Source organism: Microbulbifer guangxiensis (assembly GCF_021729075.1).
GTDB lineage: Bacteria > Pseudomonadota > Gammaproteobacteria > Pseudomonadales > Cellvibrionaceae > Microbulbifer > Microbulbifer guangxiensis.
This window is the reverse complement of record NZ_JAJSAQ010000003.1, coordinates 199,775-221,265: the sequence shown is the minus strand read 5'-3', so window position 1 is coordinate 221,265 and position 21,491 is coordinate 199,775. Positions and strand designations below refer to the sequence as shown.

Genomic DNA, 21,491 nt, shown 5'->3' with positions numbered 1-21,491 from the left:
GGACCGGGCATTGATAGGCGTGGCCGGTCATGGGAAGCGCGGGATTCTAGCAGAGCCCCGCGGGGCCAGACAGGGGCCTTTTCGGTAAGGATAGCCCCGGAGTTTCAGCGCCCCTGCTCCGCGTCGAGGGGCGATGCCTTGCCCTGCTCGATCGCCTCGCGGGCCTGCCACTCGGCCTGGTGCTCACTGGTGGGCCAGGCGTTCATGATCGCCTTGAGCAGGGTCGCCAGGGGAATGGCAAAGAACACGCCCCAGAAGCCCCAGATCCCGCCAAACACCAGCACCGCCATGATGATGGCGACCGGGTGCAGGTTCACGGCCTCGGAGAACAGCAGCGGCACCAGTACGTTGCCATCCAACAGCTGGATAAAGCCATAGGCAAGCATGAGGTAAAGAAACTCGCTGCTCCAGCCCCACTGGAACAGGCCAATCGCGGCCACGGGAATGGTGACCACAGCAGCGCCGATATAAGGGATCAGGACACTGAGGCCCACCGCCACGGCCAGCAGCAGGGCGTAATTGACGCCAAGGATCAGGAATACGGCGTAACTCACCGCTGCCACGATCCCGATCTCGATTACCTTGCCGCGCACATAGTTGGCAACCTGGTCGTTCATCTCGTGCCAGATCTGCCGCATCATGGGGCGGTGGTGGGGCAGGAAAGAGGTGCACCAGTTGATCAGTTTGTCGGTGTCCTTGAGGAAGAAGAACACCAGTATCGGCACCACCACCACATAAATCAGGAACGCCGCCAGAATGGGCAAGTTGGTCAGGGAGAAAGTCAGCAGGGTCTGGCCGACAGTGCCCAGCTCGTTGCCGATGGTGTTGAAGATCTCATCGATCTGGGCCGCCGAGATCAGTCGCGGGAATCGCTCAGGCAGCAACATCAGCAGCTGCTGGCCCTGCTCCACCATGTTGGGCAGCTCGGCGAACAACCGCACCAGCTGCCGCCAGATCAGCGGCAGCACCACCAACAGCAGTGCCACCGTGGTACCCACCAACACCAGGCAGGCGATGGACACCGCCAGCCAGTGAGGCAATTTCCAGGACACCAGCCGCTGCACCATCCCCTGCAGCAGAAAGGCGATGATCAGTGCTGCCAGCACCGGCGCCAGCACCTGGCCGAGCGTGGCCAGTACCACCAGCGCCACCAGCAACAGAATGGTCAGCAGCACCACCTCTTCCTGGCTGAAATATCGGTTGACCCAGTGTTTGACGATGTCGAGCATAACTTCCGCGTTTTCGTCTCTTATTTAATGGCCGGCTATCAGCCAGTAGCAATAATGGTCTTCGCGCTCTTCGGCCCGTAACAACCGCGTGCCGCTCAGGCGGGCAAAACTGTGGAAATCGTGCCAGGAGCCCGGGTCTGTGGCCAGCACCTCCACCAGGGTGCCCGCCGGCTGCTCCCGCAGGGCCCGACGCATCAGCAACAGCGGCTGCGGGCAGGGTAACTGACGCGCATCCACCGTAATCTCGACACGACTGGCGTCGGCTGTGGGCCTGGCGGGAACTGGCTCTGAATAACTGGTCATAAACGCTCCGGTGCGGCGGATTATAGCGCGAGAGCCCGGTGAAAATCGCTGTCGCCGTCGCAATCTCTCGCCCGCAGACGACCGGATCCGGGCCCCAGCGCGAAGCTCTCGAGAACCTTTGCCTGTCACACTGGTCAAAACCTCGACAGTCCCACGCGGTTGCGTATAGTGTTGTGGGATCAGCCCCAGAACCAATGACCGAGCAGTACACTTAATGCGCCACACCCACGAATCCCACCGCCGGCCAACCTTCCTGCATTCGCTTCGCAGAATGGTGCAATCGACCCTGGTTTCCGTGGGTCTTGGCCTGCTGGTCGGAACTGCACCACTCGTGGCCGTGGCCGACGACAACCAGATTCGCCTGCCCGAACTCGGTGATTCCAGCAGCGGCCTGGTATCCCGCGCCCGCGAGAAGGAACTGGGCCAGATGTGGCTGCGCATGTTCCGCAGCCAGGTGCGCACATCCAACGATGCCCTGCTGCAGCAATATGTCGAGAACACCCTCAAGGGGCTGGCAGAGCACGCGCCGCTGGAAGACAAGTCCCTCGATGTGGTGGTGGTCAAAAATGACACCATGAATGCCTTCGCGGTACCGGGGGGTGTGGTCGGCGTCCACACCGGCCTGTTCCTGTTTGCGGAGAATGAGGATCAGTTCGCCTCGGTGCTGGCGCACGAACTGGCGCACCTGAGCCAACGCCACTACGCCCGTACCCTTGAGGCCCAGCGCAACAGTGCCCTGCCCACCCTCGCGGGAATGCTCGGCGCCCTGGTCCTGGCCGCTACCGCCGGCGGTGATGCGGGCCTTGCCGCCATGACCGCCACCCAGGCCGCGGCGCTCGACAACCAGCTGCGCTTCTCCCGCCAGAATGAGCAGGAAGCAGACCGCGTCGGTATCGAAACCCTGGCCAAGGCGGGCAAAGACCCGGAGGCCGCCGGTGAGATGTTCGAGCAGATGCTGAAGGCCACCCGTTACTACCGGCGCCCGCCCGAGTTCCTGCTGACCCATCCGGTGACCGAAAAGCGAATCGCAGACGCAAAACTCCGGGCCAACCGCATGCCCGACGTGCAGCCTTCAGAGAGCCGCGAGTATCACCTGATGCGGGCCCGCATCCGCGTGGCCGCCGAACCCACTCCGCAGCAGGCCGTAAAGCGCTTTCAGGCGGAGCTTCGCGGAATCAATGACAACGAGGACGCCGCCCGCTACGGCCTGGCCCTCGCCCAGGTGGCAGCCGGCAAACCGGATTCCGCCCTCGACACCCTGCAACCTCTGCTCGACCGGGAACCCGACAAGGCAGCCTTTGTGCTGGCCCGCGCGGACATAGACCTGGCGCGGGAGGACTACAGCACCGCCACCCGCCGACTGGACGCAGCACTCAAGCGCAATCCCGGTGATCATGCGCTGACCATGGGCCTCGCCAACGCCCACTTCAAGGCCGGCAACTACCTGGCCGCGGAGCGCATTCTCGAGAAGCACAGCCGCGTGCGTCGCAAGGATCCGGCGGTCTGGTACCTGCTGGCGGAAACCCACGGCCTCGCCGGTGACATCGTCGGCGTGCATGAGGCCCGGGCCGAGTACTACATCCTCAACGGGGTCTTCGACAAAGCAGCCCAGCACCTGAGGCACGGTGTGCGCCTGGCCGCCAACGACTACCAGACACACGCCATCCTGCAGCAGCGCCTGCGCGACGTGCTCAAGATGCAGCAGGACGCCAAGGATCTGTAAACGGTGCCTCCACCCCTGAACGACAATGGCCGGCATTAATGCCGGCCATTGTCGCTATAAGCGGTCAGTTTGCTGCCGCTGTCAGTCCAGCGGCTTGCGGAAGTCGAGCATCCGCTGCAGGGGCTTCATCGCCCGCTTGCCCAGCTCCGGATCCACCAGGATCTCGTTGTCCCCGCGCTCCAGCACCCCGCACAGGTTCTCCAGCGAGTTCATCGCCATCCACGGGCAGTTGGCACAGCTGCGGCAGGTGGCTCCCGCACCAGCGGTGGGAGCGATGATCAGCTCCTTGTCGGGGCACTGCTGCTGCATCTTGTAGAAAATGCCCTGGTCCGTGGCGACAATAAACCGCTTCTCCGGGCGGGTCTTGGCGGCATTGATGATCTGGGAGGTGGAGCCCACCACATCGGCCAGCTCCACCACTGCCGCCGGAGACTCGGGATGCACCAGCACCACGGCATCCGGATAGAGAGCCTTCAAGTCTGCGACCCCCTTGGCCTTGAATTCCTCGTGCACGATACAGGAGCCGTTCCACAGCAGCACATCGGCGCCGGTTTCCCGCTGCACGTAGCTGCCAAGATGCTTGTCCGGCGCCCACAGAATCTTCTCGCCCCTCGCATCCAGGTAATCGACCACATCCAGCGCGATGCTGGAGGTCACTACCCAGTCGGCGCGGGCCTTTACGGCGGCGGAAGTATTGGCGTAAACGACGACCGTGCGCTCCGGGTGGGCATCGCAGAAAGCGGAAAATTCCTCCGGCGGACAGCCCAGGTCCAGGGAACAGGTGGCCTCGAGGGTCGGCATCAGCACCCGCTTGTTGGGGGTCAGGATCTTGGCGGTTTCCCCCATGAACTTGACCCCGGCAACGATCAGCGTGTCGGCGGGATGTTCAGCGCCAAAGCGGGCCATTTCCAGGGAGTCGGACACGCAGCCCCCCGTTTCCTCGGCCAGCGCCTGGATCAGCGGGTCCGTGTAGTAATGAGCCACCAGAACCGCGTTCTGCTCCACCAGCAGCTGTTTGATGCGATCGCGCCAGTGCTGTAGCTCCTCTTCGCTGTACTGGTGAGCACCGGGCTCCGCCAGGTGTGACTGCACCAGCGAGCGTGGATCGGGGGATTCAGCGGAGATCAGCTTCTGACTCATAGCTACCTGTGAACAGCAGAAAAACGCGCATTATAGCGCGGAAGCGACCGGGGACTTTCCAGCCGCCATTCACCATTCTAGTGTGGCGGCACCCCGTCCAGGGAGCGAGTCCCGGGACGGAATCTGGGGCCAAATACCAGCCAAAAAAAAGGGCCGCTTTCGGCGGCCCTCTCGGAAGATGGTGGGTCGTGCTGGATTCGAACCAGCGACCAATTGGTTAAAAGCCAACTGCTCTACCAACTGAGCTAACGACCCGAAAGCGGTGCGTATGTTACTGATCTGTCACAGAAACACAATTGCTTGTGCCCGACAGCCCGTCCGGTTTCACCGGTAGGAGCAACAAAAAGGGCCACCTGATGGCGGCCCCTCGAGAATATGGTGGGTCGTGCTGGATTCGAACCAGCGACCAATTGGTTAAAAGCCAACTGCTCTACCAACTGAGCTAACGACCCTTAAATCTCTCAGCGGGCGGTGCCTCGCCGTGAGGAGCTGCGTATCTTACGGATCTATTTCCGAAAAACAATACCTGCGCGCAAAAAATCCTTGAGATTTGAAGGGCTTACACAAAGCCCTCACCCATTAGCATAGACCGTCGGGTCCGCCAGTCCCGCCTCGGCGAAGCCAGCGGCCCGCAGCCGGCAGCTGTCGCAACGACCGCAAGCTGCACCAGCGTCGTCGGCCTGGTAGCAGGACACAGTTAAACTGTAGTCCACTCCCAGCTCGGTTCCCCGGCGAACTATGTCAGCCTTGCTCATCTGCATCAGTGGTGCGCGAACATGCAACCGCTGCCCCTCTACCCCGGCCCGGGTGGCGAGGTTTGCCATGCGCTCGAAGGCCTCGATGTACTCCGGACGACAATCCGGGTAACCGGAATAGTCGACCGCATTGACGCCGACAAAGATGTCCTGCGCCCCGAGCACCTCCGCCCAGCCCAGCGCAATGGAGAGAAACACAGTATTGCGGGCGGGGACGTAGGTGACTGGAATACCGCCGGGCGCGTCCTCGGGCACTGCGATACTGTCATCGGTCAGGGCAGAACCACCGATGGCACGCAGATCCAGGCAGACCACCTTGTGCTCCACGGCACCTCCCGCGGTCGCCACCCGCTGTGCGGCCGCCAGCTCGGAGCGGTGCCGCTGGCCGTAGTCGAAGCCCAGCGCATAACACTCGTAACCCTGGTCTCGGGCCATGGCCAGGACAGTGGCAGAGTCCAGGCCCCCGGAGAGCAGTACCACGGCCTTCTTCGCTGTCATGAGATATCCCCTGTCTTCAGTGCACTGAGGCTGTTGTCACACGCCCGGAACGTCGCCCCACAAAAGCTTGTGCATCTGCAGCTGCATCCGCACCGGCAGCCCGTCTTCAAGAATCCATTCCGCCAGCTGGCGCCCCTCCAGCTGCTCATAGCTGGGGGAGAAAAGTACTTCACCGACGCGTTCGGTGAGATTGTACTGATCGACGGTGAAGCGGGCCCACTCGTAATCAGCCCGGTCGCAGATGACAAACTTCACCTGATCGCGATCGGTCAGCAGGGCGATATTCTCCAGGCGGTTGCGGTGCTGCTCGCCGGAGGCCGGGGTCTTCAGATCCACCACCCGGGAGACCCGGGGATCCACGGCCTCTACCGGCATTGCGCCACTGGTTTCCAGCGACACCCGGTAACCCGCGTCGCAGAGCGCCGTGAGCAGCGGCAGGCAGTTGGGCTGGGCCAGGGGCTCCCCGCCGGTGACACAGACATAGCGGGCCGGGTAACTGCGGACCTTGTCGAGGATGGCCGCCAGGGTCATGCGCTCGCCGCCATAGAAAGCGTATTCGGAATCGCAGTAAGTACAGCGCAGCGGGCAGCCCGTCAGGCGCACGAATACGGTAGGCAGGCCGGAGTCGCGGGCCTCCCCCTGCAGGGAGTAGAAAATCTCGCTGATGCGGAGGGACTCCGCGGTCAAATCAGTCATGCTCACCACAAATAAAAACGCCCGGGCGGCCAAACCGTCCGGGCGCGGGATCATAGAGCTTTCGTGCTCAAAAAACCAGCGGTGACGCCGGGCTAGAAGTTCTCCGCGAGATACTTCTTGGCCAGGCCCGCAGCACGGGCATCACTGGCGGCAACCTGCTGCAGCAGCTCGCGGGCGCGGTCGTCTTCGCCCAGCTGGTGATACACGGTGCCGAGCTTGTAGCGGCCGTCCCATACTTTGGTGGAGTTGGGGTAACCATCCAGCAAGGCGGCAAACCACTGGCGGGCCTCCTCGAGGTTGCCCTGCACCAGTGCGATTTCACCCAGCCAGTAATTGGCGTTGGGGGCGTACTGGCCGTTGGGGAAATCATTCAGCAGGCGCTTGAACTCCCTGCTGGCCCCATCGTAGTCACCACCCTTGGCGAGCTCGAAACTGGCATCGTAGCGCTCGCGCTCATCGGCGCTGGCCGCTGGAGCCGAGGGTGCCGGGGTAGGTGCAGCGGAGCCGGCATCAGCGCCCCCGGTGTTCCCGCCCTCTGGCGGTACTTCGCGAGGCTGCTCACCACTGAGGCGGGCGATGCGACGGTCCAGATCCATGTAATCGTCGGTGCGCTGCTGCTTGAGGCGTTTCACCTCGTGGCGCAATTCCTCGACGGCTCCACGCAGCTCCAGTACCTCCTGCTGCAATACCTGCATCTGGTAGTAGGCATCGGCCTGGGCGTTGCCCTGCTGGCGAGACGGCTGCGAGCCGGCACGGGCGAGCTGGTTCTCAGCCAGGGAGGACTCCGAGTAGGGAGGCTGCGGATAGGCGGGCGCCGACTGTGCACTGGTCTGGCCGGTATTGCCACCGGACAGGTCCACGATCGGCGCCTGCGAGAATACGGGCGATGCCGCAGCCATCATGGCTGCGGCGATCGCGACTTTTCCTGGGGATAAAGCCATTGGCAAAGTGCGATTACTTAACGATGACTACGCGACGGTTCTGAGCGCGGGCGCTCTCGTTGGAGCCAGGCACAGCCGGACGCTCCTCACCGTAGCTGATCACTTCCAGGGTAGCAGCGTCTACGCCCTGCAGTACCAGGAAGTCGCGAACGGCGTTGGCACGACGCTCACCCAGGGCCAGGTTGTACTCGCGAGTACCCAGCTCGTCAGCGTGGCCTTCCAGACGAACGCTGGTGCCGGTGCCGCGCAGACGGTCAGCGTGCTGGATCAGCAGCTCACGGGTGTCACCGCGCAGCAGGGACTTGTCAAAGTCGAAGTAAACGACGTTGTCCAGGGGAACAGCAGTTTCCTGAGCCGGGGCTTCAACTACCGGCTGCTGGGTCTGCTCGACCATCTGCTGCTGGGCAGTGTCGTCGGTGTCGGTGCTGGAACAACCAGCCAGAACTACCATCGCGCAAGCCAGGCCGAGGCCGGTTTTTACTGATTTAAACATAAGCAACTCCGCTTTTAGTGTTATCGAGAATCCTGAAAGGTTCTTTTGTATGGCTCTTAGACTACATTACCCGCTATCCACCACAGGGCAGTGGGACGGGCACCCAAATCAATCAAAATAGGGTGACCAGGCCGGTTCACGGACATCGCCCACCTGGGATGGAAGGTTGTACTTCACCCCGGCATCCAGCGACACCGCTGCCAGTATGCCCTGGTCCCCCCGCTTGGTGGCGTACATCAGCATCGCACCGTTAGGTGCAATACTGGGGGATTCGTCCAGAGACGTCTCCGTAAGGAGGCGCATCTGACCGGTCCTGATATCCATCGTAGCAATGGTGAATACCCCCCGGCTACGGTGCACCATGACCAGCGTCTTCCCGTCGGGCGACACACGCGACCTCGCGTTGTAGTCGCCGTCGAAGGTTAAGCGGTCTACTTGACCGGTGGCAAGGGTCAATTGGTAAATTTGTGGCTTGCCTCCCCTATCGGAAGTGAAAACCAGTGATTTACCGTCCGGCATCCAGTTCGGTTCCGTGTCGATCGCGAAATGCCGGGTCATCCTTGTGAAGCGACCCGTACTGAGATCCAGCACGTAGATCTCCGGGTTGCCGTCCTTCGAGAGCACCATCGCCATTTTGGTTCCATCCGGGGACCAGGTTGGCGAACTGTTGATGCCCTTGAAGTTGGTCAACTGCTGGCGGGCACCGGTGCGCAGGTTCTCGCGGAAGATGGCCGGGCGGCCGGTCTCGAAGGAGACGTAAGCCACTTCCTGCCCATCCGGCGACCAGTTCGGGGACATCACCGGCTGGTCGAAGCGCCGGATGGCCCGCGACCGGGCACCGTCGATATCCGCCCGCATCAACTCGTAGACCGGCCGACCGCCCCGGTTGACCTCGCGTACGTAGACCATCTCGGTATCGAAGGCACCGCGAATACCGGTGATCGCCTCGAAGATCTCGTCCGCCGCCCGGTGGGCAATGTCCCGCAACTGCTGCGCACCACCGCTCACCTGCTTGGTGAACATTTTGCTCTGGCCAAAGATATTGGTCAGGTCAAAGGTCAGCAGGTAGCCGTTGGCCTGCGGCTCGATGCGCCCGGTGACCACATACTCGGTACCGAGGATGCGCCAGTCCCTGAACACCACCTCGTCCGGGGCCTTGGGGAAAGACAGCATGTCTTCCTTGGGCACCGGCGCGAACAGGCCGCTGCGGCGCAGGTCTGCAGAGATGATGTCAGAGACATCCTCCTGCAGGATACCGCTGCCAGACCAGCTGAACGGCGATACCGCGATAGGGGTCGGGTCCGGGTTGCCCCGGGTGATCTCCACCACCATCTGCGCCTGGGCCGACAGGGCCAGCAAGCAGTTGACGGCTATCAGAGACAACAGGATCTTCAGTTTGTTCATCATTGGCGCAGGCCTTCAACTCTGAATATCAATTGTGTATTGCGTACTTCGCGCTCGAACACCACCGGCTCTTCGCGGGCCAGCTCCGCTACCTCGGGAAACACCTCCACCTTGCGCACGGCGTTCAGCACCGAACGGTCCAGTGCGGCGTTGCCGCTGCTCTTGGTAATGTTTGCGGCCACCACCCGACCAGTCGGCACGAAGCTGATCCGGACCTCGGTGACCATGCCGTTGCGGGCACTGGGAGGCTGGCTCCAGGCCTGCTCGATGCGCTGCTGGATGGCCTGGGCCACCGACATCACCGCCTGGGTACTCTCCCGGGCATCGAGCAGTTCTTCCTCGTCCTCAAGCGCCTCCTCAAAGGCGCTCTGGCGCTCTTTCTCCAGCTGCTGTTCCTTGCGCTCCCGTTCTTTGCGTTCTTTTTCCTGGCGGGCCTTTTCCTCGGCCGCCTTGCGCTTGCGCTCGGCCTCAGCCTGCTTGCGTTTCTCGGCTTCCTGCTTTTTCTTACGCTCCAGCGCCGCGCGGCGCTCCTGCTCAGCCTTGGCCTCGCGCTGGCGCTGCAGCTCCTGCTGCTGGCGCTGCTTGATCAGGTCGACCTTGGGCGGAGCCTTCTTTTTCTTGACCGTCGCATCCATGGTCACCAGCTTCGCCTGCACGAAATTGGGCAACATCTTGCGCGGCGGCTCCTGGGTGGCCTCCCAGCCGAATGCCAGCACACCGATCAGCAGCGCATGCAATACGACGCTGATGATGACCGGCAATGCATAGGAACTGGCGTTATTCATAGTGGGTTGGTGCCATCCCTACTGCTGCGGCGGCTCGGTGACGAGGCCGACACTCGGTGCGCCGGCCTGCTGCAACTGGGTCATGGCACCCACGATCAGGCCGTATTTGGCGTCGGTGTCACCCCACACCAGTACCGGTGTCTTGGGCTTCTGGCGCAGAACCTTGGCCACCGTCTCGCGGATCTCTGCCATCGGCTTGGCCACCTGCTCATCTTCACCCAGGTTCAGGTAATAGGTGCCGTCGGCGCGGACCGACACGATCAGCGGCTCGTCGTCCGTATCCTCCATCGGCGAGGAAGGGGCATCCGGCAGGTCGACTTTGACCCCCTGCATCAGCAGTGGTGCCGTCACCATGAACACGATCAGCAGCACCAGCATCACGTCGATGTAAGGGACAACATTGATCTCGGAGACCAGTTTGCGCTTGCCGCCCTTGCGAAAAACACTCATGACAATCGTCCGGTGGTGTTAGCTGGAGTGCACTTTGCGGTGCAGGATGGAGGAGAACTCCTCGGCGAATGTCTCGTAGCTGGACAGCAGCGTCTCCGCCTTGGCCGAATAGCGGTTGTAGGCCATCACCGCCGGAATCGCCGCAAACAGGCCCATGGCGGTAGCCACCAGGGCCTCACTGATACCCGGTGCTACTGTCGCGATGGTGGCCTGGTGCATGGTGGCCAGGCTGCGGAAGGAGTTCATGATGCCCCACACGGTGCCGAACAGGCCGATATAGGGGCTCACGGAGCCGACACTGGCCAGGAACGGCAGGTTCATCTCTACCTTCTCCTGTTCCCTGGACATCGCCACACGCATGGCGCGCTCAGTGCCCTCCATGACGGCCTCGGGGCTGCTGCGGCCCTGCTGGCGCAGGCGGGTGAACTCGGTGAAGCCGGCACGGAACAGGGACTCGACCCCGTCCACCTTGCCCTTCTCGGCGCGGGCATTGCCCTCGCGGAACAGCTGATTGAGGTCGGCACCGGACCAGAAACGCCGCTCGAAGCTGTTGAGGGCACGCTTGGCCCTGGACAGGTAGAGGCCACGCTGAATGATCATGACCCAGGAGATGACCGAGGCCAGGAGCAGGATCAGCATCACCAGCTGCACCAGCAGACTGGCGTTCTGGATCAGCCCCCACAGGGAAAGTTGTTCACCGGCGTTCATTGTTGGATTGCTGCCTTTAATGCTGAATAGATTGAGTCTGGTAGCGCACAGGGTTTGCGGCTGTCATCCGCCACGCAGGCGACTTTGACCACACCCTGACAGATAATTTCACTGCCACGGAAAATTTTTTGTTCGAAGGTCACCGCGGCACGGCCAAGTTTGCCAATCGCTGCCGTGGCTCTCAAGCTGTCGTCCAGCAGCGCCGAGCGCCGGTACTGGATTTCCGCGGAGTGCACCACCAGCAGCAGGCCCTGCTGCGGCATGGCGGGCTTATCATAGCCGAGCGAGCGGACCAATTCTGTGCGCGCGCGCTCCATATACTTCAAATAATTGACGTAGTAGACGATTCCCCCGGCGTCCGTGTCCTCGATATAGACCCGGATGGGGATGCTGAAAGGCTCTGTCACCCCGGTTCCTTATTGTTGTCAGGCTGGCTTGTTGTCTGCTGAGGCGCCCGCCGGGCGCCAACTCACTTGTCCGGCTGCGGCATACCGAAGTGCTCGTAGGCCAGTGCCGTGACCACCCGGCCCCGCGGCGTGCGGGCCAGGTAGCCCTGCTGGATCAGGTAGGGCTCGAGCACATCCTCGATGGTATCCCGCTCCTCACTGATCGCCGCCGCCAGGCTGTCGATGCCTACCGGCCCGCCGCCAAACTTCTCGATCATCGCCAGCAGCATGCGCCGGTCCAGCTGGTCGAAGCCACGGCCGTCCACGTTGAGCATATTGAGGGCCGCATCGGCGGTGGCGGCATCCACGCTGCCGTTGCCCTTCACTTCAGCAAAATCCCGCACCCGGCGCAGCAGGCGGTTGGCGATCCGCGGTGTACCGCGGGCGCGGCGCGCCACCTCGCGGGCACCACCCTCGTCCATCTCCACCCCCATCAGGCCGGCGGAGCGACGCACGATACTGGTCAGGTCCTCGACACTGTAGAACTCCAGCCGCTGCACGATACCGAATCGATCCCGCAGGGGTGAGGTGAGCAGGCCGGCGCGGGTCGTCGCCCCCACCAGGGTGAAGGGCGGCAGGTCCAGCTTGATCGAGCGCGCAGCGGGACCCTCGCCGATCATGATATCCAGCTGATAATCCTCCATCGCCGGGTACAGCACTTCCTCCACGTGGGGACTGAGCCGGTGGATCTCATCGATGAACAACACGTCGCCGGGCTCAAGGTTCGTCATCAGCGCCGCGAGGTCACCGGCCTTCTCCAGCACCGGGCCAGAGGTGGTCTTGATGGCCACCCCCATTTCCGCGGCGATGATGTTGGCCAGAGTGGTCTTGCCCAGGCCGGGCGGGCCGAACACCAGCGTATGGTCCAGGGCCTCGTCCCGCAGCCTGGCAGCCTGGATGAAGATCTCCATCTGCTCCCGCACCACCGGCTGCCCAACGTAATCGGCCAGGGTCTTGGGGCGCACGGCGCGGTCGTATTGCTCTTCCTGCCCGCTGGGGCCGATGGGCTCCGGGGCAATCAGGCGGTCGGCTTCTATCACTGCTGGGCTCTCCCGCGGGGCTTACTGGTAAAGGCATCAAGCCGGTTCATGCGGGCACCATGCCCTTCAGCGCCAGGCGAATCAGGGTCGCGCTGTCGGCATCCGGCTGCTCCTTGCTGGCGCGGGCCACCATCTTGCTGGCCTCGGTAGGTTTGTAGCCCAGGGCGGCGAGCGCGCTCTCCGCCTCACCCACATGGTCCACCTTCGGCGCACCAGCTGCCATCAGCGGGATATCGTTGGCATCCCCCAGGTCCGGGGCCAGCTTGTCGCGCAGCTCGATGATGAGCCGCTCGGCAGTCTTTTTGCCCACCCCGGGCACCTTGACCAGCGCCCCCACATTGTCTTCCGCCACACAGCGGGAAAGCGCCTTGCCATCGAGGCCTGAAAGGATGGCCAGCGCCATCTTGGGGCCGACACCGTTGACCTTGATCAGCGTGCGGAACAGCTGGCGATCGGACTCGCGCAGAAAACCGAACAGCTGTTGCGCCGTCTCTGATACTGAGAGGTGGGTATACAGCTGTACCTCCTGGCCCAGCGGCGGCAGCTCGAACACCGTGGTCATGGGCGCGAGCACTTCGTAGCCCACCCCGTGGACATCCACCAGCAGCTGCGGCGGCTGGATTGCGGCGAGGCTGCCGCGGAGTCTTCCGATCATTGGATTCTGTTCCCCCCTCAGGAAATCGTCAGGCGCCCGCGGCGAAAGCGGCTGCGCCCGCTGCCGGCGGTCTGTATCAGGGTCTGCATGGTATGCATGTGACAAAGGGCCACGGCGAGGGCATCGGCGGCGTCCTCCTGCGGTGCCGCCGGCAGACGCAGCAGCGTCTTGACCATATGCTGCACCTGCAGCTTGTCCGCGGCACCATTGCCCACCACCGCCTGTTTGACCTTGCGTGCCTCATATTCCGCCACCGGCAGACCGGCGTGGGTGCCGGCCACGATTGCCGCCCCCCGCGCCTGCCCCAGCTTGAGCGCCGAGCCGGCACTCTTGGACATGAATACGTTCTCTACCGCCATATGCTCCGGCCGGTACTGGCTGGCAATCTGGCTGACGGCATCAAAGATCAGCTTGAGACGCTCGGGAAGGGGATCATCCGGGATCCGCACCACGCCGCTGGCCACATAAACCGCCCCGCCCCGCTGAATATCGATCAATCCATAACCGGTTTTTCTCGAGCCGGGGTCGATACCCAGTATCCGGGTCAAGGGCTGCTCCCTGTATGTTTATATAGTGGCGGAAAGTGTCCCAAGGCGGGCGGGAGGCGTCAAGGGACGGCGCGTGCCGCCCCGGCGGGCATTACTGCTCTTTCTTGGTGACGTACAGCACCAGGCTGTGGCCGGTGAGCTCGTAGCCGTGCTCCTCGGCGATCTGGTGCTGCAGCTTTTCGATCTGCTCGTTGTGGAACTCGATGACCTCACCGGTCTCGGTGCAGACCATGTGATCGTGGTGCTCGCCGCGATCGAGCTCGAACACGGAATGGCCTCCATCGAAGTTGTGACGGATCACCAGACCGGCACTCTCGAACTGGGTCAGTACGCGGTAGACAGTGGCGAGGCCGACATCCTCCCCGGCTTCCAGCAGCATTTTATAGACATCTTCTGCACTCAGGTGCTGCTCGCTGGCGTTCTCCAGCAATTGCAGAATCTTTACTCGCGGCAGGGTTACCTTGAGGCCCGCCTTGCGCAGCTCCTGGTTTTCATTTGGCATGGATAGGATTCCCAACTGAATTCTCGTTGCTCTTTTCGTGACTTTGCCGCACCGGTGACGACCTTCCGGCAACCCGGGGAAGCCTCCGCCATCTCTGTCAGCGCGCCTGCTCTTCGGTTATTATCCACGCCCAGTGGACACAGCGGAACCCCGGCCGGCCGCCGACGGGATCCGGAACCGGAACTTTCGCCCCCCGGCCCGCTCTCAGAAACCGGCACCCCGGACCGGCGCAAGACAGCCGCTGCAAGACAAAAGATAACGGAGCACTGAATGCCCTCTTTCGCAAAATTTCTCGCCATCGCCGCTCTCGGCGCCCTGCTCAGCGCCTGCAGCCTGTTTGAGTTCCCCGGCGTGCACCGTATCGAGGTGCAACAGGGCAACATCGTCACCCAGGAGATGGTGGACCAGCTGAAGCCGGGCATGACCCGCCGCCAGGTGCGTTTCGTGCTGGGTACGCCCCTGGTCGAGGACACCTTCAAGCCCAATCGCTGGGATTACGTCAACCGCGTGCGCGATCCGGACGGCGAGGTCACCCAGAAGCGCTTCAGCGTCTACTTCAACGGCGACATCCTGATCGCCACCAGCGGCGACTGGCAGCCGGCCGGCTGGCCCTGATTCGCGCCGCTCAGCTCTCGCCCTGCTGCGCCTGCCGGCGCGCCTTCTCCGCCCGCTGCTTGCGCGCCTCCTTCGGGTCGGCAATCAGCGGCCGGTAGACTTCCACCCGGTCACCCGGCTGCAGGATATACTGGTCGGCGGGCGCCAGCCCCTTGGTGCCCAGTGACTGGCCGAAGATCCCCAACCTGGCAGTCTCCGGATTCACTTCTTCGTACTCTTCGGGAATCCCGGAGCGGATCAACGCCTCTTTTGCCGTAGTACCCGGCTTCACCAGCAACCTGATCAGCCTCTGCTCATGGGGCAGCGCGTAGACCACCTCTACCGCGATTGTCTTGATATCCGTCATGCCGGTTTCCCGTAGATTGCATCCGCCCGTGCACTCATGGCCCCCACCATCTGGTTGGCCAGCTCACTGAACAACTTTCCTGCGGCCGCCGCCATCAGCGGGTTGCGGATGGAAAAAGAGAGTGAGAACTGGACCTTGCAGGCCTCCTCACCAAGGGGTTTGAATTCCCAGCGTCCGGAAAAGTCTGAGAAAGGGCCATCGACCAGCTCCAGCTCCATGGAAGACGGCCGCTGCAGCCGGTTGCGGGTGACAAAACTCTGGCGGATACCCGCGCGGGAGAGGTCCAGCCGCGCCTCCAGCGTCTGTTCATCGCTATAAAGTACTTCTGCACCGCGACAGCCCGGCAGGAACTGCGGGTATTGCGCCACGTCGTTCACCAGGTCAAACATCCTTTCTGCGCTGTGCATCACCAGCGCGCTGCGCTCAATCTGCGTCATGTTTTCTACTTATCCCAACCTCAGCCCCAGATCCGGACCGGCAACTGCGGCCCGCGGGCAATTTTGCCAGCCGCCGCTACTCAAGCAAGGCAATTCCTGCAACAATCGCTGCTTTGATACTGCTCGGTCGCGCCCAACCAGAGGTATGCGCGGCGCCCGGACCAGGCACACACAAGAATAACAGGCAAGCGAGAGTACTATGTCCGCAGCGAGAGAACACTTTGGATCGCGGCTCGGTTTTATCCTGGCCGCGGCTGGATCGGCCGTGGGAATCGGCAACCTGGTAGCCTTCCCCGTCGCCGCCACCAAAAGCGGCGGCGGCGCCTTCCTGCTGATCTACGCCCTGTTCGTCATCTTTATCTGCCTGCCGGTGATGATGGCGGAACTCGCCCTGGGCCGCCGCACCGACAAGGATCCGGTGGGCGCCTACCGCGAGCTCTCCGGTGGCTCGAAGCTATGGCAGATCCCCGGCTGGCTCGCCCTGATCACCCCGTTCATGATCGCCGTCTTCTATCTGGTGGTGACGGTATGGGTGCTTGGCTACCTGGTTTCGACCCTTACGGGTAATCTGGACGCACTGGCCACCGAGGCCTATTTCGGCCAGTTCATCAACTCCCCCACCGTGTTCGCCTACCTGGTGGTACTGATGCTGATCATCAACGGCATCCTGGCGCTGGGGGTCAAGGACGGTATCGAGCGCGCGGCCAAAACCCTGATGCCGATGCTGTTCGTGATGCTGATCGCGCTGGTGATCTTTGTCCTGACCCAGGAAAACGCCATGCTGGGTGTGCAGTACTACCTGATCCCGGACTTCAGCAAGCTGACCCCGGAAGTACTGAGCAAGGCCATGGCCCAGGCTTTCTTCTCCCTGTCGCTGGGCATGGGCATCCTGATCACCTACGGCTCCTATATGAAAGCCCACCAGTCGGTGCCCAGCTCCGCCAAGGTGGTGGCACTGACCGATACCCTGGTTGCCTTCACCGCGGGCCTGCTGATCCTGCCGACCATCTTCCACTTCAACCCGCAAATCGATCCGACTGAACTGAGCGACAGCTCCGCGGGCATGATTTTCCTGTTCCTGCCGAAGATCTTCCTCGCCATGCAGGACAACATCGGCTACTTCGGTGCCAGTGCCTTCGCGGCGGTGTTCTTCTTCCTGGTCCTGGTCGCAGCCATCACCTCACTGGTCTCGATCATCGAGGTACCGGTGGCGACCCTGCGCGACGAGCGCGGCATGGACCGGCGCAAGGCGATCTACACCATTGGCGCCATCCAGATCGTGCTGGCCATCTTCTGCGCGGTGTCTTTCGGCATGGTGCAGTGGTTCACAGAGTTCGTCACCCTGGCCGGGGCCAACAAGTCGTTCTTCGACCTGGTGGAGATCATCTTCTATGACACCATCCTGCCGCTGAACGGCCTGCTGGTGTGCCTGTTCGTGATCTACCGCTGGAAGAAATCCAACTTCGACAAGGAGCTGCAGGATGGCGATGCCAGCTTTGCAGGCTCCTTCTCCCAGCGCTACGTCAACTTTTCCCTGGGGACCTTCATCCCGGTCATCCTTGCGCTGATCTTCATCAACACAGTGGCCCTCAAGTTCTTCGGAATCAGCTTCTTCTGAATCCGCCCGCGGCCGGACGGCCCCTCGCTGTAACGGCCGGGGGGCCTCTGTTATGATCCCGCAGCTCGATCCACCGTAAAGATGTACCTATGGCCAAGAAGAAAAAGGCACCGTCTTCCAACACCATCGCCCTGAACAAGAAGGCCCGGCACGACTACTTCATCGAGGAGAAGTTCGAGGCCGGGCTTGAGCTGTTGGGATGGGAAGTGAAGAGCTGCCGCGAGGGCAAGGCGCAGCTCACGGACAGCTATGTCCTGATGAAAGACGGCCAGGCCTGGCTGCTGGGTGCCCGCATCGAGCCACTCCCCAGTGCCTCGACCCACTTCGTCACCGAGCCCGACCGCACCCGGCGCCTGTTGCTGCACAAGAAAGAGCTGGCCAGGCTCAAGGCCTCGGTGGACCAGAAGGGCTACGCACTGGTCGCCACCGCCCTCTACTGGAAAAAACACCTGATCAAGTGCGAGATTGCCCTGGCCAAGGGCAAGGCCAAGCACGACAAGCGCGAGACCGAGAAACAACGCGACTGGAACCGTGAGAAGCAGCGCCTGATGCGCACCGACCACCGCTGATCCGGCCCCGCCCGCCACAGAAGAATAATTACAGGATTGACCATGAGTGCACCAAGAGGACAGTTCAGTTCCAATATCGGCTTTCTGATGGCTGCGGCGGGCTCCGCCGTCGGCCTGGGCAATATCTGGGGATTCCCCACCAAGGCGGCCCAGAACGGGGGTGCCGCCTTTGTAGTGGTCTACCTCATCCTCGCCTTCCTGCTGGCCTACCCGGCACTGATGGCGGAACTCACCATCGGCCGCCACGCCCGCCGCAACATGGTTCAGGCACTGCGGGGCATCTCTGTCGGACCACTAAGCCGCCTCTTCGGCAACCTGACCGGCTTCGGCGGCATCGTGGTGGCCTCCCTGATCCTGAGCTTCTACTCCATCGTCGCCGGCTGGATGGTGGCGCACCTGGCAGAACCTTTTGCCCGCCTGTTTGGCGCCGATGATGTGGCAAGCTGGCTGACCACAGGCAGTATCGGCCGCAACCTGCTCTTTGCCGCCATCTTCAGCAGCATGACCATGGTGATCATCGCCAGCGGGGTCGAGAAAGGCATTGAGCGCTGGTCCACCCTGCTGATGCCGGCCCTGATCATCCTGTTACTGCTGCTGATCATCTACGTCCTGACCCAGCCGGGCGCCATGGCAGGCCTGGAGGCCTACCTGATCCCGGATTTCAGCCACTTTTCATGGGAGCTGGTCATTTCCGCCATGGGCCAGGCCTTCTTCTCCCTGTCCCTGGGCGTGGGCACCATGCTCATTTACGGCTCCTACCTCAGCAAACAGGAGAGCCTGCCACGCCTGGGTGCTCTGGTGACCCTGATCGACGTGGGCATCGCCTTCACCGCCGGCCTGCTGATCCTGCCGGCAATGTATGTAGCGCAGGAAGCAGGCACCCAGATCTTTGCGGCCAGCGGCGAGCTGATCGCCGGTCCCGACCTGATCCTGCAGGTACTGCCGGCACTGTTCGACACCATGGGCACTGCGGGCCTCTTTGTGGCCACTGCCTTCTTTGCCCTGATGACCATTGCGTCAGTGACTTCCTCCATCTCCATGCTGGAAGTGCCGGTCGCCTTTTCGATCGAGAACCTAAAACTCGGGCGCAAGCGGGCGACCCTGCTGGTAGGGCTGGTCATCTTTGCGATCAGCAGCCTGATCATCTTCAACTTCGACGCCCTCTTCGTGCTTGTCATCACCATCAGCACCGAGTACGGCCAGCCCCTGCTCGGAGTAGCCCTATGTATCTTCGCTGGCTGGATCTGGCGCAGGGATGAGGTACTGATGGAGCTGAAAAAGGGTCACGAAAACATCGGCAGCACCCTGTTCTGGAAGGTCTGGCCGTGGTACGTGCGCATTGTCTGCCCGGTATTGATCCTGGCTGCCTTTGCCCAGTCTGTTGGCCTGTTCAGCCGCATACTGGACATCTTTGCCTGATCCATGCCCCGGGCCCCGTCCTGCGGGGCCTTGCGGGGATATGGTTGCGGAACTAATTCGGGTATACTCGCCTCTAAACCTTGTAAGGTTTCCTATCGGGGATGACTTGGATTCGACGCCGGTAACGAAACCATGGGTGCATGCCGTGATGGTAGCGAATCACGTAAATCCAAAGCTGCATTTTATTAGTTGCCAACGACGACAACTACGGTGCCCAACTGGCTGCGTAAGCGGCCCGTGAAGCACTACTAAGGGTTCGCCCTTAGCAGCCTTCAGCAAGGTTCCAGTACCGCGCTGCTGGCTGTCATACAGAACTGGATCGCCGTGAACCGCGCCTGTCGGGGATCGGTTAAAACTTTCACAGGCTCGCCAATTACGTCCTGCCCATCGGGCTGTATGCGGCTAAATCAATTGATGGAACTAAGCATGTAGAGCCTCTGGCAGAGTGCTGACGGACGCGGGTTCGACTCCCGCCATCTCCACCAATTTTGACATAAGTGGTTGATTTTAAAGAGATTTTTAATCTCTAACTCGACTGATTCCGACAAGTGGTACACGCGCTGGTACACAAAGTTCCAGAAACCGCTTGACAGGAATCCGCCGAGTGTATAAGGTCAGCCGCTATATTTTTAAGCGACAGCCCAGCGGTACGCTGTACTTTCGCTATCGAGTACCTAAGCCCCTTAGGGACCTGACCGGAAGGTCGGAGATCAAGGTCAGCTTGGGAATGCCCCACGGCCAAAATATAAAGACCATAAAACGTGTGGGCATAGTAGCGGCTCTGCTGCTACAAAGGCATATACACCATACAATCCAAATGACCTCCAATGGTGTCACTCTTTCTTATGGAGACTTTTCTCTAGCTGTAAACTCGCTTGAAGAAAATCCAGAGTCTCAGTTTCATATCAACAACATTATCGATGCATTCCACCGACTGATCGCCCCCTTACGCGCCCAGTCAGAAGCTGCGTCAGAGCCCATATCACCGGCAGCGCCCACAAGCGCAAGCCTCGACCAGCCGTTTTCACTTGCGCCCGACACTACTCGCCACAAGATCAGTGATCTCGTGGACAAATATGTCGAACGCAAGAAGGAAAGCTGGTCAGACAGCACTCGCCTCAACTATCAAGGCGACTTCAAGACTTTTCTCGAAGTGCTCGCCCTGCACTCTGGCAGCATCCGCTACCTTGACCAGCTGAATGATGACATAGCTGAGTTTGTACTCGTCAAGCTACAGGAATGCCCGAAAAACAGGAATAAGAGCAGCAAGTTTCGCGATCTCAATCTAGGCCAGGCGATCGAGGCGGCGCTGGAAAAGGAGAGGATGTCTCCCTCCAACGTCAACAAGATCCTGGGGCGCATCACCCAAATGTTTGACTATGCCATCAAGGCCAACTGGTTCGGCATTACCAACAACTACTTTAGTGTCCACCGCATCGACGCAAAGAGCGTGGAAAAAGCCAAAAAGAAGAGAAGCAACCTAGCCACTGATGATCTAAAGGCGCTATTCAGCTCCGAGCAGTATCAGAATGCATCCTTTAAGCACAGCTATCAGTACTGGGTTCCCCTACTGCTGCTCTACACAGGAGCACGTGTTCAGGAGATCTGCCAACTTCACTGCCACGACGTGAAGCAAGTTAATGGCATCTGGGTCCTGGACATTAATGAAGACTCAGCAACGAAGAAAACAAAGACTCTTACATCTGTTCGACAGATCCCCATTCACCAGGAACTTTTGGACTTAGGCTTTTTGGAGTTCGTCGACTCTGTTCGTCACAAGCGACGCGGCGGCAAACAGTTGTTTGTCGATCTCACCTATACAGCCCAGCATGGCTTTGCCCGCAAATACCAGCGATGGTCGTTGGGAGAAGGTAGCAGGCCTGGGTTCTTCCAACAGGCTGGCATGAAAAGAGACACCCTCGACCGCAAGGATAACCATGCCTTTCGTCATACACTGACGAGCGCGCTACAGGAAGTGGGCATACCGACGGAACTACGCTCCGCAATTACTGGCCACAAGATGGCAAGTGGCAGTGAGAACACAACCTATTCACACAGCCAAATGCTTCAGCTCAAGCAAGAGGCGCTGCATAAAATCTCATTCAGGGATATCACTGGCAATGTAAAACCATTTAAACACTAAGCACTACGCCCAGACTCGCCCGCAGCTA

Annotated in this window: 24 protein-coding genes, 2 tRNA genes and 1 other RNA gene; 7 read left to right on the top strand and 20 right to left on the bottom strand. The window is 61.3% G+C overall.

Annotated features, from left to right (window positions below):
- Positions 1-104: 104 nt before the first annotated feature.
- Both LVD12_RS08025 and LVD12_RS08020 read right to left on the bottom strand, forming a co-directional pair.
- Complete coding sequence (locus LVD12_RS08025; protein WP_237067185.1) at positions 105-1,229, bottom strand: AI-2E family transporter; 1,125 nt, start codon at positions 1,227-1,229, stop codon at positions 105-107.
- 24 nt (positions 1,230-1,253) lie between these two features.
- A complete protein-coding gene (locus tag LVD12_RS08020) occupies positions 1,254-1,532 on the bottom strand; it encodes a sulfurtransferase TusA family protein (protein WP_237067184.1) in 279 nt (92 codons plus the stop codon).
- Positions 1,533-1,746: 214 nt separating this feature from the next.
- Between LVD12_RS08020 and LVD12_RS08015 the strand changes: the two genes are divergently transcribed.
- A complete protein-coding gene (locus LVD12_RS08015) occupies positions 1,747-3,255 on the top strand; it encodes a M48 family metalloprotease (protein ID WP_237067183.1) in 1,509 nt (502 codons plus the stop codon).
- An 81-nt stretch (positions 3,256-3,336) separates the two neighbouring features.
- On the opposite strand, the gene nadA is transcribed toward LVD12_RS08015, so the two are convergent.
- The 16 genes from nadA to fur all read right to left on the bottom strand — a co-directional run bounded on the left by nadA (position 3,337) and on the right by fur (position 14,316).
- A complete protein-coding gene (gene nadA, locus LVD12_RS08010; protein ID WP_237067182.1) occupies positions 3,337-4,395 on the bottom strand; it encodes a quinolinate synthase NadA in 1,059 nt (352 codons plus the stop codon).
- 179 nt (positions 4,396-4,574) lie between these two features.
- A tRNA-Lys gene (locus LVD12_RS08005) sits at positions 4,575-4,650 on the bottom strand.
- A 121-nt stretch (positions 4,651-4,771) separates the two neighbouring features.
- Positions 4,772-4,847 (bottom strand) — tRNA-Lys (locus LVD12_RS08000).
- A 120-nt stretch (positions 4,848-4,967) separates the two neighbouring features.
- Complete coding sequence (gene queC / locus LVD12_RS07995) at positions 4,968-5,648, bottom strand: 7-cyano-7-deazaguanine synthase QueC (RefSeq protein WP_237067181.1); 681 nt, start codon at positions 5,646-5,648, stop codon at positions 4,968-4,970.
- Between the two features lie 36 nt (positions 5,649-5,684).
- The gene (queE, locus tag LVD12_RS07990) at positions 5,685-6,344 is read right to left on the bottom strand and encodes a 7-carboxy-7-deazaguanine synthase QueE (protein WP_237067180.1); all 660 of its coding nucleotides are present in this window, start codon (positions 6,342-6,344) and stop codon (positions 5,685-5,687) included.
- A gap of 92 nt (positions 6,345-6,436) precedes the next feature.
- Positions 6,437-7,285 carry a tetratricopeptide repeat protein gene (locus tag LVD12_RS07985; RefSeq protein ID WP_237067179.1) on the bottom strand — a complete coding sequence of 283 codons (849 nt, stop codon included), beginning with the start codon at positions 7,283-7,285 and terminating at the stop codon, positions 6,437-6,439.
- Positions 7,286-7,298: 13 nt separating this feature from the next.
- Positions 7,299-7,778: an OmpA family protein gene (locus LVD12_RS07980; RefSeq protein WP_237067178.1), complete on the bottom strand. Its 480-nt coding sequence runs from the start codon at positions 7,776-7,778 to the stop codon at positions 7,299-7,301.
- A 108-nt stretch (positions 7,779-7,886) separates the two neighbouring features.
- The gene (tolB, locus tag LVD12_RS07975; RefSeq protein WP_439651342.1) at positions 7,887-9,182 is read right to left on the bottom strand and encodes a Tol-Pal system beta propeller repeat protein TolB; all 1,296 of its coding nucleotides are present in this window, start codon (positions 9,180-9,182) and stop codon (positions 7,887-7,889) included.
- Positions 9,182-9,967, bottom strand: a complete 786-nt coding sequence (gene tolA, locus LVD12_RS07970; RefSeq protein ID WP_237067176.1) for a cell envelope integrity protein TolA — start codon at positions 9,965-9,967, stop codon at positions 9,182-9,184. The genes tolB and tolA overlap by 1 nt, the downstream gene beginning before the upstream one ends.
- Positions 9,968-9,985: 18 nt before the next feature.
- Positions 9,986-10,417, bottom strand: a complete 432-nt coding sequence (gene tolR, locus LVD12_RS07965) for a protein TolR (RefSeq protein WP_237067175.1) — start codon at positions 10,415-10,417, stop codon at positions 9,986-9,988.
- 18 nt (positions 10,418-10,435) lie between these two features.
- Positions 10,436-11,125: a protein TolQ gene (tolQ, locus tag LVD12_RS07960; RefSeq protein ID WP_237067174.1), complete on the bottom strand. Its 690-nt coding sequence runs from the start codon at positions 11,123-11,125 to the stop codon at positions 10,436-10,438.
- Positions 11,122-11,532, bottom strand: a complete 411-nt coding sequence (locus LVD12_RS07955) for a YbgC/FadM family acyl-CoA thioesterase (RefSeq protein WP_369413373.1) — start codon at positions 11,530-11,532, stop codon at positions 11,122-11,124. The genes tolQ and LVD12_RS07955 overlap by 4 nt, the downstream gene beginning before the upstream one ends.
- Before the next feature lie 62 nt (positions 11,533-11,594).
- The gene (gene ruvB / locus LVD12_RS07950; RefSeq protein ID WP_237067173.1) at positions 11,595-12,611 is read right to left on the bottom strand and encodes a Holliday junction branch migration DNA helicase RuvB; all 1,017 of its coding nucleotides are present in this window, start codon (positions 12,609-12,611) and stop codon (positions 11,595-11,597) included.
- Positions 12,612-12,657: 46 nt separating this feature from the next.
- On the bottom strand, positions 12,658-13,266 hold the full coding sequence (gene ruvA / locus LVD12_RS07945; RefSeq protein ID WP_237067172.1) for a Holliday junction branch migration protein RuvA: 609 nt from the start codon (positions 13,264-13,266) through the stop codon (positions 12,658-12,660).
- A 17-nt stretch (positions 13,267-13,283) separates the two neighbouring features.
- On the bottom strand, positions 13,284-13,814 hold the full coding sequence (gene ruvC / locus LVD12_RS07940; protein ID WP_237067171.1) for a crossover junction endodeoxyribonuclease RuvC: 531 nt from the start codon (positions 13,812-13,814) through the stop codon (positions 13,284-13,286).
- A gap of 91 nt (positions 13,815-13,905) precedes the next feature.
- Positions 13,906-14,316: a ferric iron uptake transcriptional regulator gene (gene fur, locus LVD12_RS07935; RefSeq protein ID WP_237067170.1), complete on the bottom strand. Its 411-nt coding sequence runs from the start codon at positions 14,314-14,316 to the stop codon at positions 13,906-13,908.
- A gap of 270 nt (positions 14,317-14,586) precedes the next feature.
- Here fur and LVD12_RS07930 point away from each other — a divergent pair, with 270 nt between their 5' ends.
- Positions 14,587-14,931 (top strand): outer membrane protein assembly factor BamE, encoded by a 345-nt coding sequence (locus LVD12_RS07930; protein ID WP_237067169.1) that lies wholly within the window; start codon positions 14,587-14,589, stop codon positions 14,929-14,931.
- Between the two features lie 10 nt (positions 14,932-14,941).
- Here LVD12_RS07930 and LVD12_RS07925 read toward each other — a convergent pair whose 3' ends face one another.
- Both LVD12_RS07925 and LVD12_RS07920 read right to left on the bottom strand, forming a co-directional pair.
- The gene (locus LVD12_RS07925; protein WP_237067168.1) at positions 14,942-15,277 is read right to left on the bottom strand and encodes an RnfH family protein; all 336 of its coding nucleotides are present in this window, start codon (positions 15,275-15,277) and stop codon (positions 14,942-14,944) included.
- Positions 15,274-15,714: a type II toxin-antitoxin system RatA family toxin gene (locus LVD12_RS07920; protein ID WP_237067167.1), complete on the bottom strand. Its 441-nt coding sequence runs from the start codon at positions 15,712-15,714 to the stop codon at positions 15,274-15,276. The genes LVD12_RS07925 and LVD12_RS07920 overlap by 4 nt, the downstream gene beginning before the upstream one ends.
- 199 nt (positions 15,715-15,913) lie before the next feature.
- Here LVD12_RS07920 and LVD12_RS07915 point away from each other — a divergent pair, with 199 nt between their 5' ends.
- The 5 genes from LVD12_RS07915 (at position 15,914) to LVD12_RS16260 (ending at position 21,463) form a co-directional block, all read left to right on the top strand.
- Positions 15,914-17,332, top strand: coding sequence for a sodium-dependent transporter (locus tag LVD12_RS07915; protein ID WP_237067166.1), 1,419 nt, complete (start codon positions 15,914-15,916; stop codon positions 17,330-17,332).
- An 89-nt stretch (positions 17,333-17,421) separates the two neighbouring features.
- Positions 17,422-17,901 carry an SsrA-binding protein SmpB gene (gene smpB / locus LVD12_RS07910; protein WP_237067165.1) on the top strand — a complete coding sequence of 160 codons (480 nt, stop codon included), beginning with the start codon at positions 17,422-17,424 and terminating at the stop codon, positions 17,899-17,901.
- Positions 17,902-17,943: 42 nt separating this feature from the next.
- Complete coding sequence (locus tag LVD12_RS07905; RefSeq protein ID WP_237067164.1) at positions 17,944-19,320, top strand: sodium-dependent transporter; 1,377 nt, start codon at positions 17,944-17,946, stop codon at positions 19,318-19,320.
- A 97-nt stretch (positions 19,321-19,417) separates the two neighbouring features.
- Positions 19,418-19,805: a transfer-messenger RNA gene (gene ssrA, locus LVD12_RS07900) on the top strand.
- A 119-nt stretch (positions 19,806-19,924) separates the two neighbouring features.
- Entirely contained in the window at positions 19,925-21,463 is a 1,539-nt protein-coding gene (locus tag LVD12_RS16260; protein WP_237067163.1) for a tyrosine-type recombinase/integrase, read from the top strand.
- Positions 21,464-21,491 lie beyond the last annotated feature (28 nt).

What these genes read in the sequence shown, in the direction of transcription:
- ruvA (WP_237067172.1), bottom strand. Translation starts at nt 13,266, where the DNA reads ATGATCGGAAGACTCCGCGGCAGCCTCGCCGCAATCCAGCCGCCGCAG.
- LVD12_RS07905 (WP_237067164.1), top strand. Translation starts at nt 17,944, where the DNA reads ATGAGTGCACCAAGAGGACAGTTCAGTTCCAATATCGGCTTTCTGATG.
- tolA (WP_237067176.1), bottom strand. Translation starts at nt 9,967, where the DNA reads ATGAATAACGCCAGTTCCTATGCATTGCCGGTCATCATCAGCGTCGTA.
- LVD12_RS08025 (WP_237067185.1), bottom strand. Translation starts at nt 1,229, where the DNA reads ATGCTCGACATCGTCAAACACTGGGTCAACCGATATTTCAGCCAGGAA.
- LVD12_RS07915 (WP_237067166.1), top strand. Translation starts at nt 15,914, where the DNA reads ATGTCCGCAGCGAGAGAACACTTTGGATCGCGGCTCGGTTTTATCCTG.
- tolB (WP_439651342.1), bottom strand. Translation starts at nt 9,182, where the DNA reads ATGAACAAACTGAAGATCCTGTTGTCTCTGATAGCCGTCAACTGCTTG.
- LVD12_RS07925 (WP_237067168.1), bottom strand. Translation starts at nt 15,277, where the DNA reads ATGACGGATATCAAGACAATCGCGGTAGAGGTGGTCTACGCGCTGCCC.
- tolR (WP_237067175.1), bottom strand. Translation starts at nt 10,417, where the DNA reads ATGAGTGTTTTTCGCAAGGGCGGCAAGCGCAAACTGGTCTCCGAGATC.
- LVD12_RS07980 (WP_237067178.1), bottom strand. Translation starts at nt 7,778, where the DNA reads ATGTTTAAATCAGTAAAAACCGGCCTCGGCCTGGCTTGCGCGATGGTA.
- LVD12_RS08020 (WP_237067184.1), bottom strand. Translation starts at nt 1,532, where the DNA reads ATGACCAGTTATTCAGAGCCAGTTCCCGCCAGGCCCACAGCCGACGCC.
- tolQ (WP_237067174.1), bottom strand. Translation starts at nt 11,125, where the DNA reads ATGAACGCCGGTGAACAACTTTCCCTGTGGGGGCTGATCCAGAACGCC.
- LVD12_RS07920 (WP_237067167.1), bottom strand. Translation starts at nt 15,714, where the DNA reads ATGACGCAGATTGAGCGCAGCGCGCTGGTGATGCACAGCGCAGAAAGG.
- LVD12_RS07985 (WP_237067179.1), bottom strand. Translation starts at nt 7,285, where the DNA reads ATGGCTTTATCCCCAGGAAAAGTCGCGATCGCCGCAGCCATGATGGCT.
- LVD12_RS08015 (WP_237067183.1), top strand. Translation starts at nt 1,747, where the DNA reads ATGCGCCACACCCACGAATCCCACCGCCGGCCAACCTTCCTGCATTCG.
- smpB (WP_237067165.1), top strand. Translation starts at nt 17,422, where the DNA reads ATGGCCAAGAAGAAAAAGGCACCGTCTTCCAACACCATCGCCCTGAAC.
- nadA (WP_237067182.1), bottom strand. Translation starts at nt 4,395, where the DNA reads ATGAGTCAGAAGCTGATCTCCGCTGAATCCCCCGATCCACGCTCGCTG.
- queC (WP_237067181.1), bottom strand. Translation starts at nt 5,648, where the DNA reads ATGACAGCGAAGAAGGCCGTGGTACTGCTCTCCGGGGGCCTGGACTCT.
- LVD12_RS07930 (WP_237067169.1), top strand. Translation starts at nt 14,587, where the DNA reads ATGCCCTCTTTCGCAAAATTTCTCGCCATCGCCGCTCTCGGCGCCCTG.
- fur (WP_237067170.1), bottom strand. Translation starts at nt 14,316, where the DNA reads ATGCCAAATGAAAACCAGGAGCTGCGCAAGGCGGGCCTCAAGGTAACC.
- queE (WP_237067180.1), bottom strand. Translation starts at nt 6,344, where the DNA reads ATGACTGATTTGACCGCGGAGTCCCTCCGCATCAGCGAGATTTTCTAC.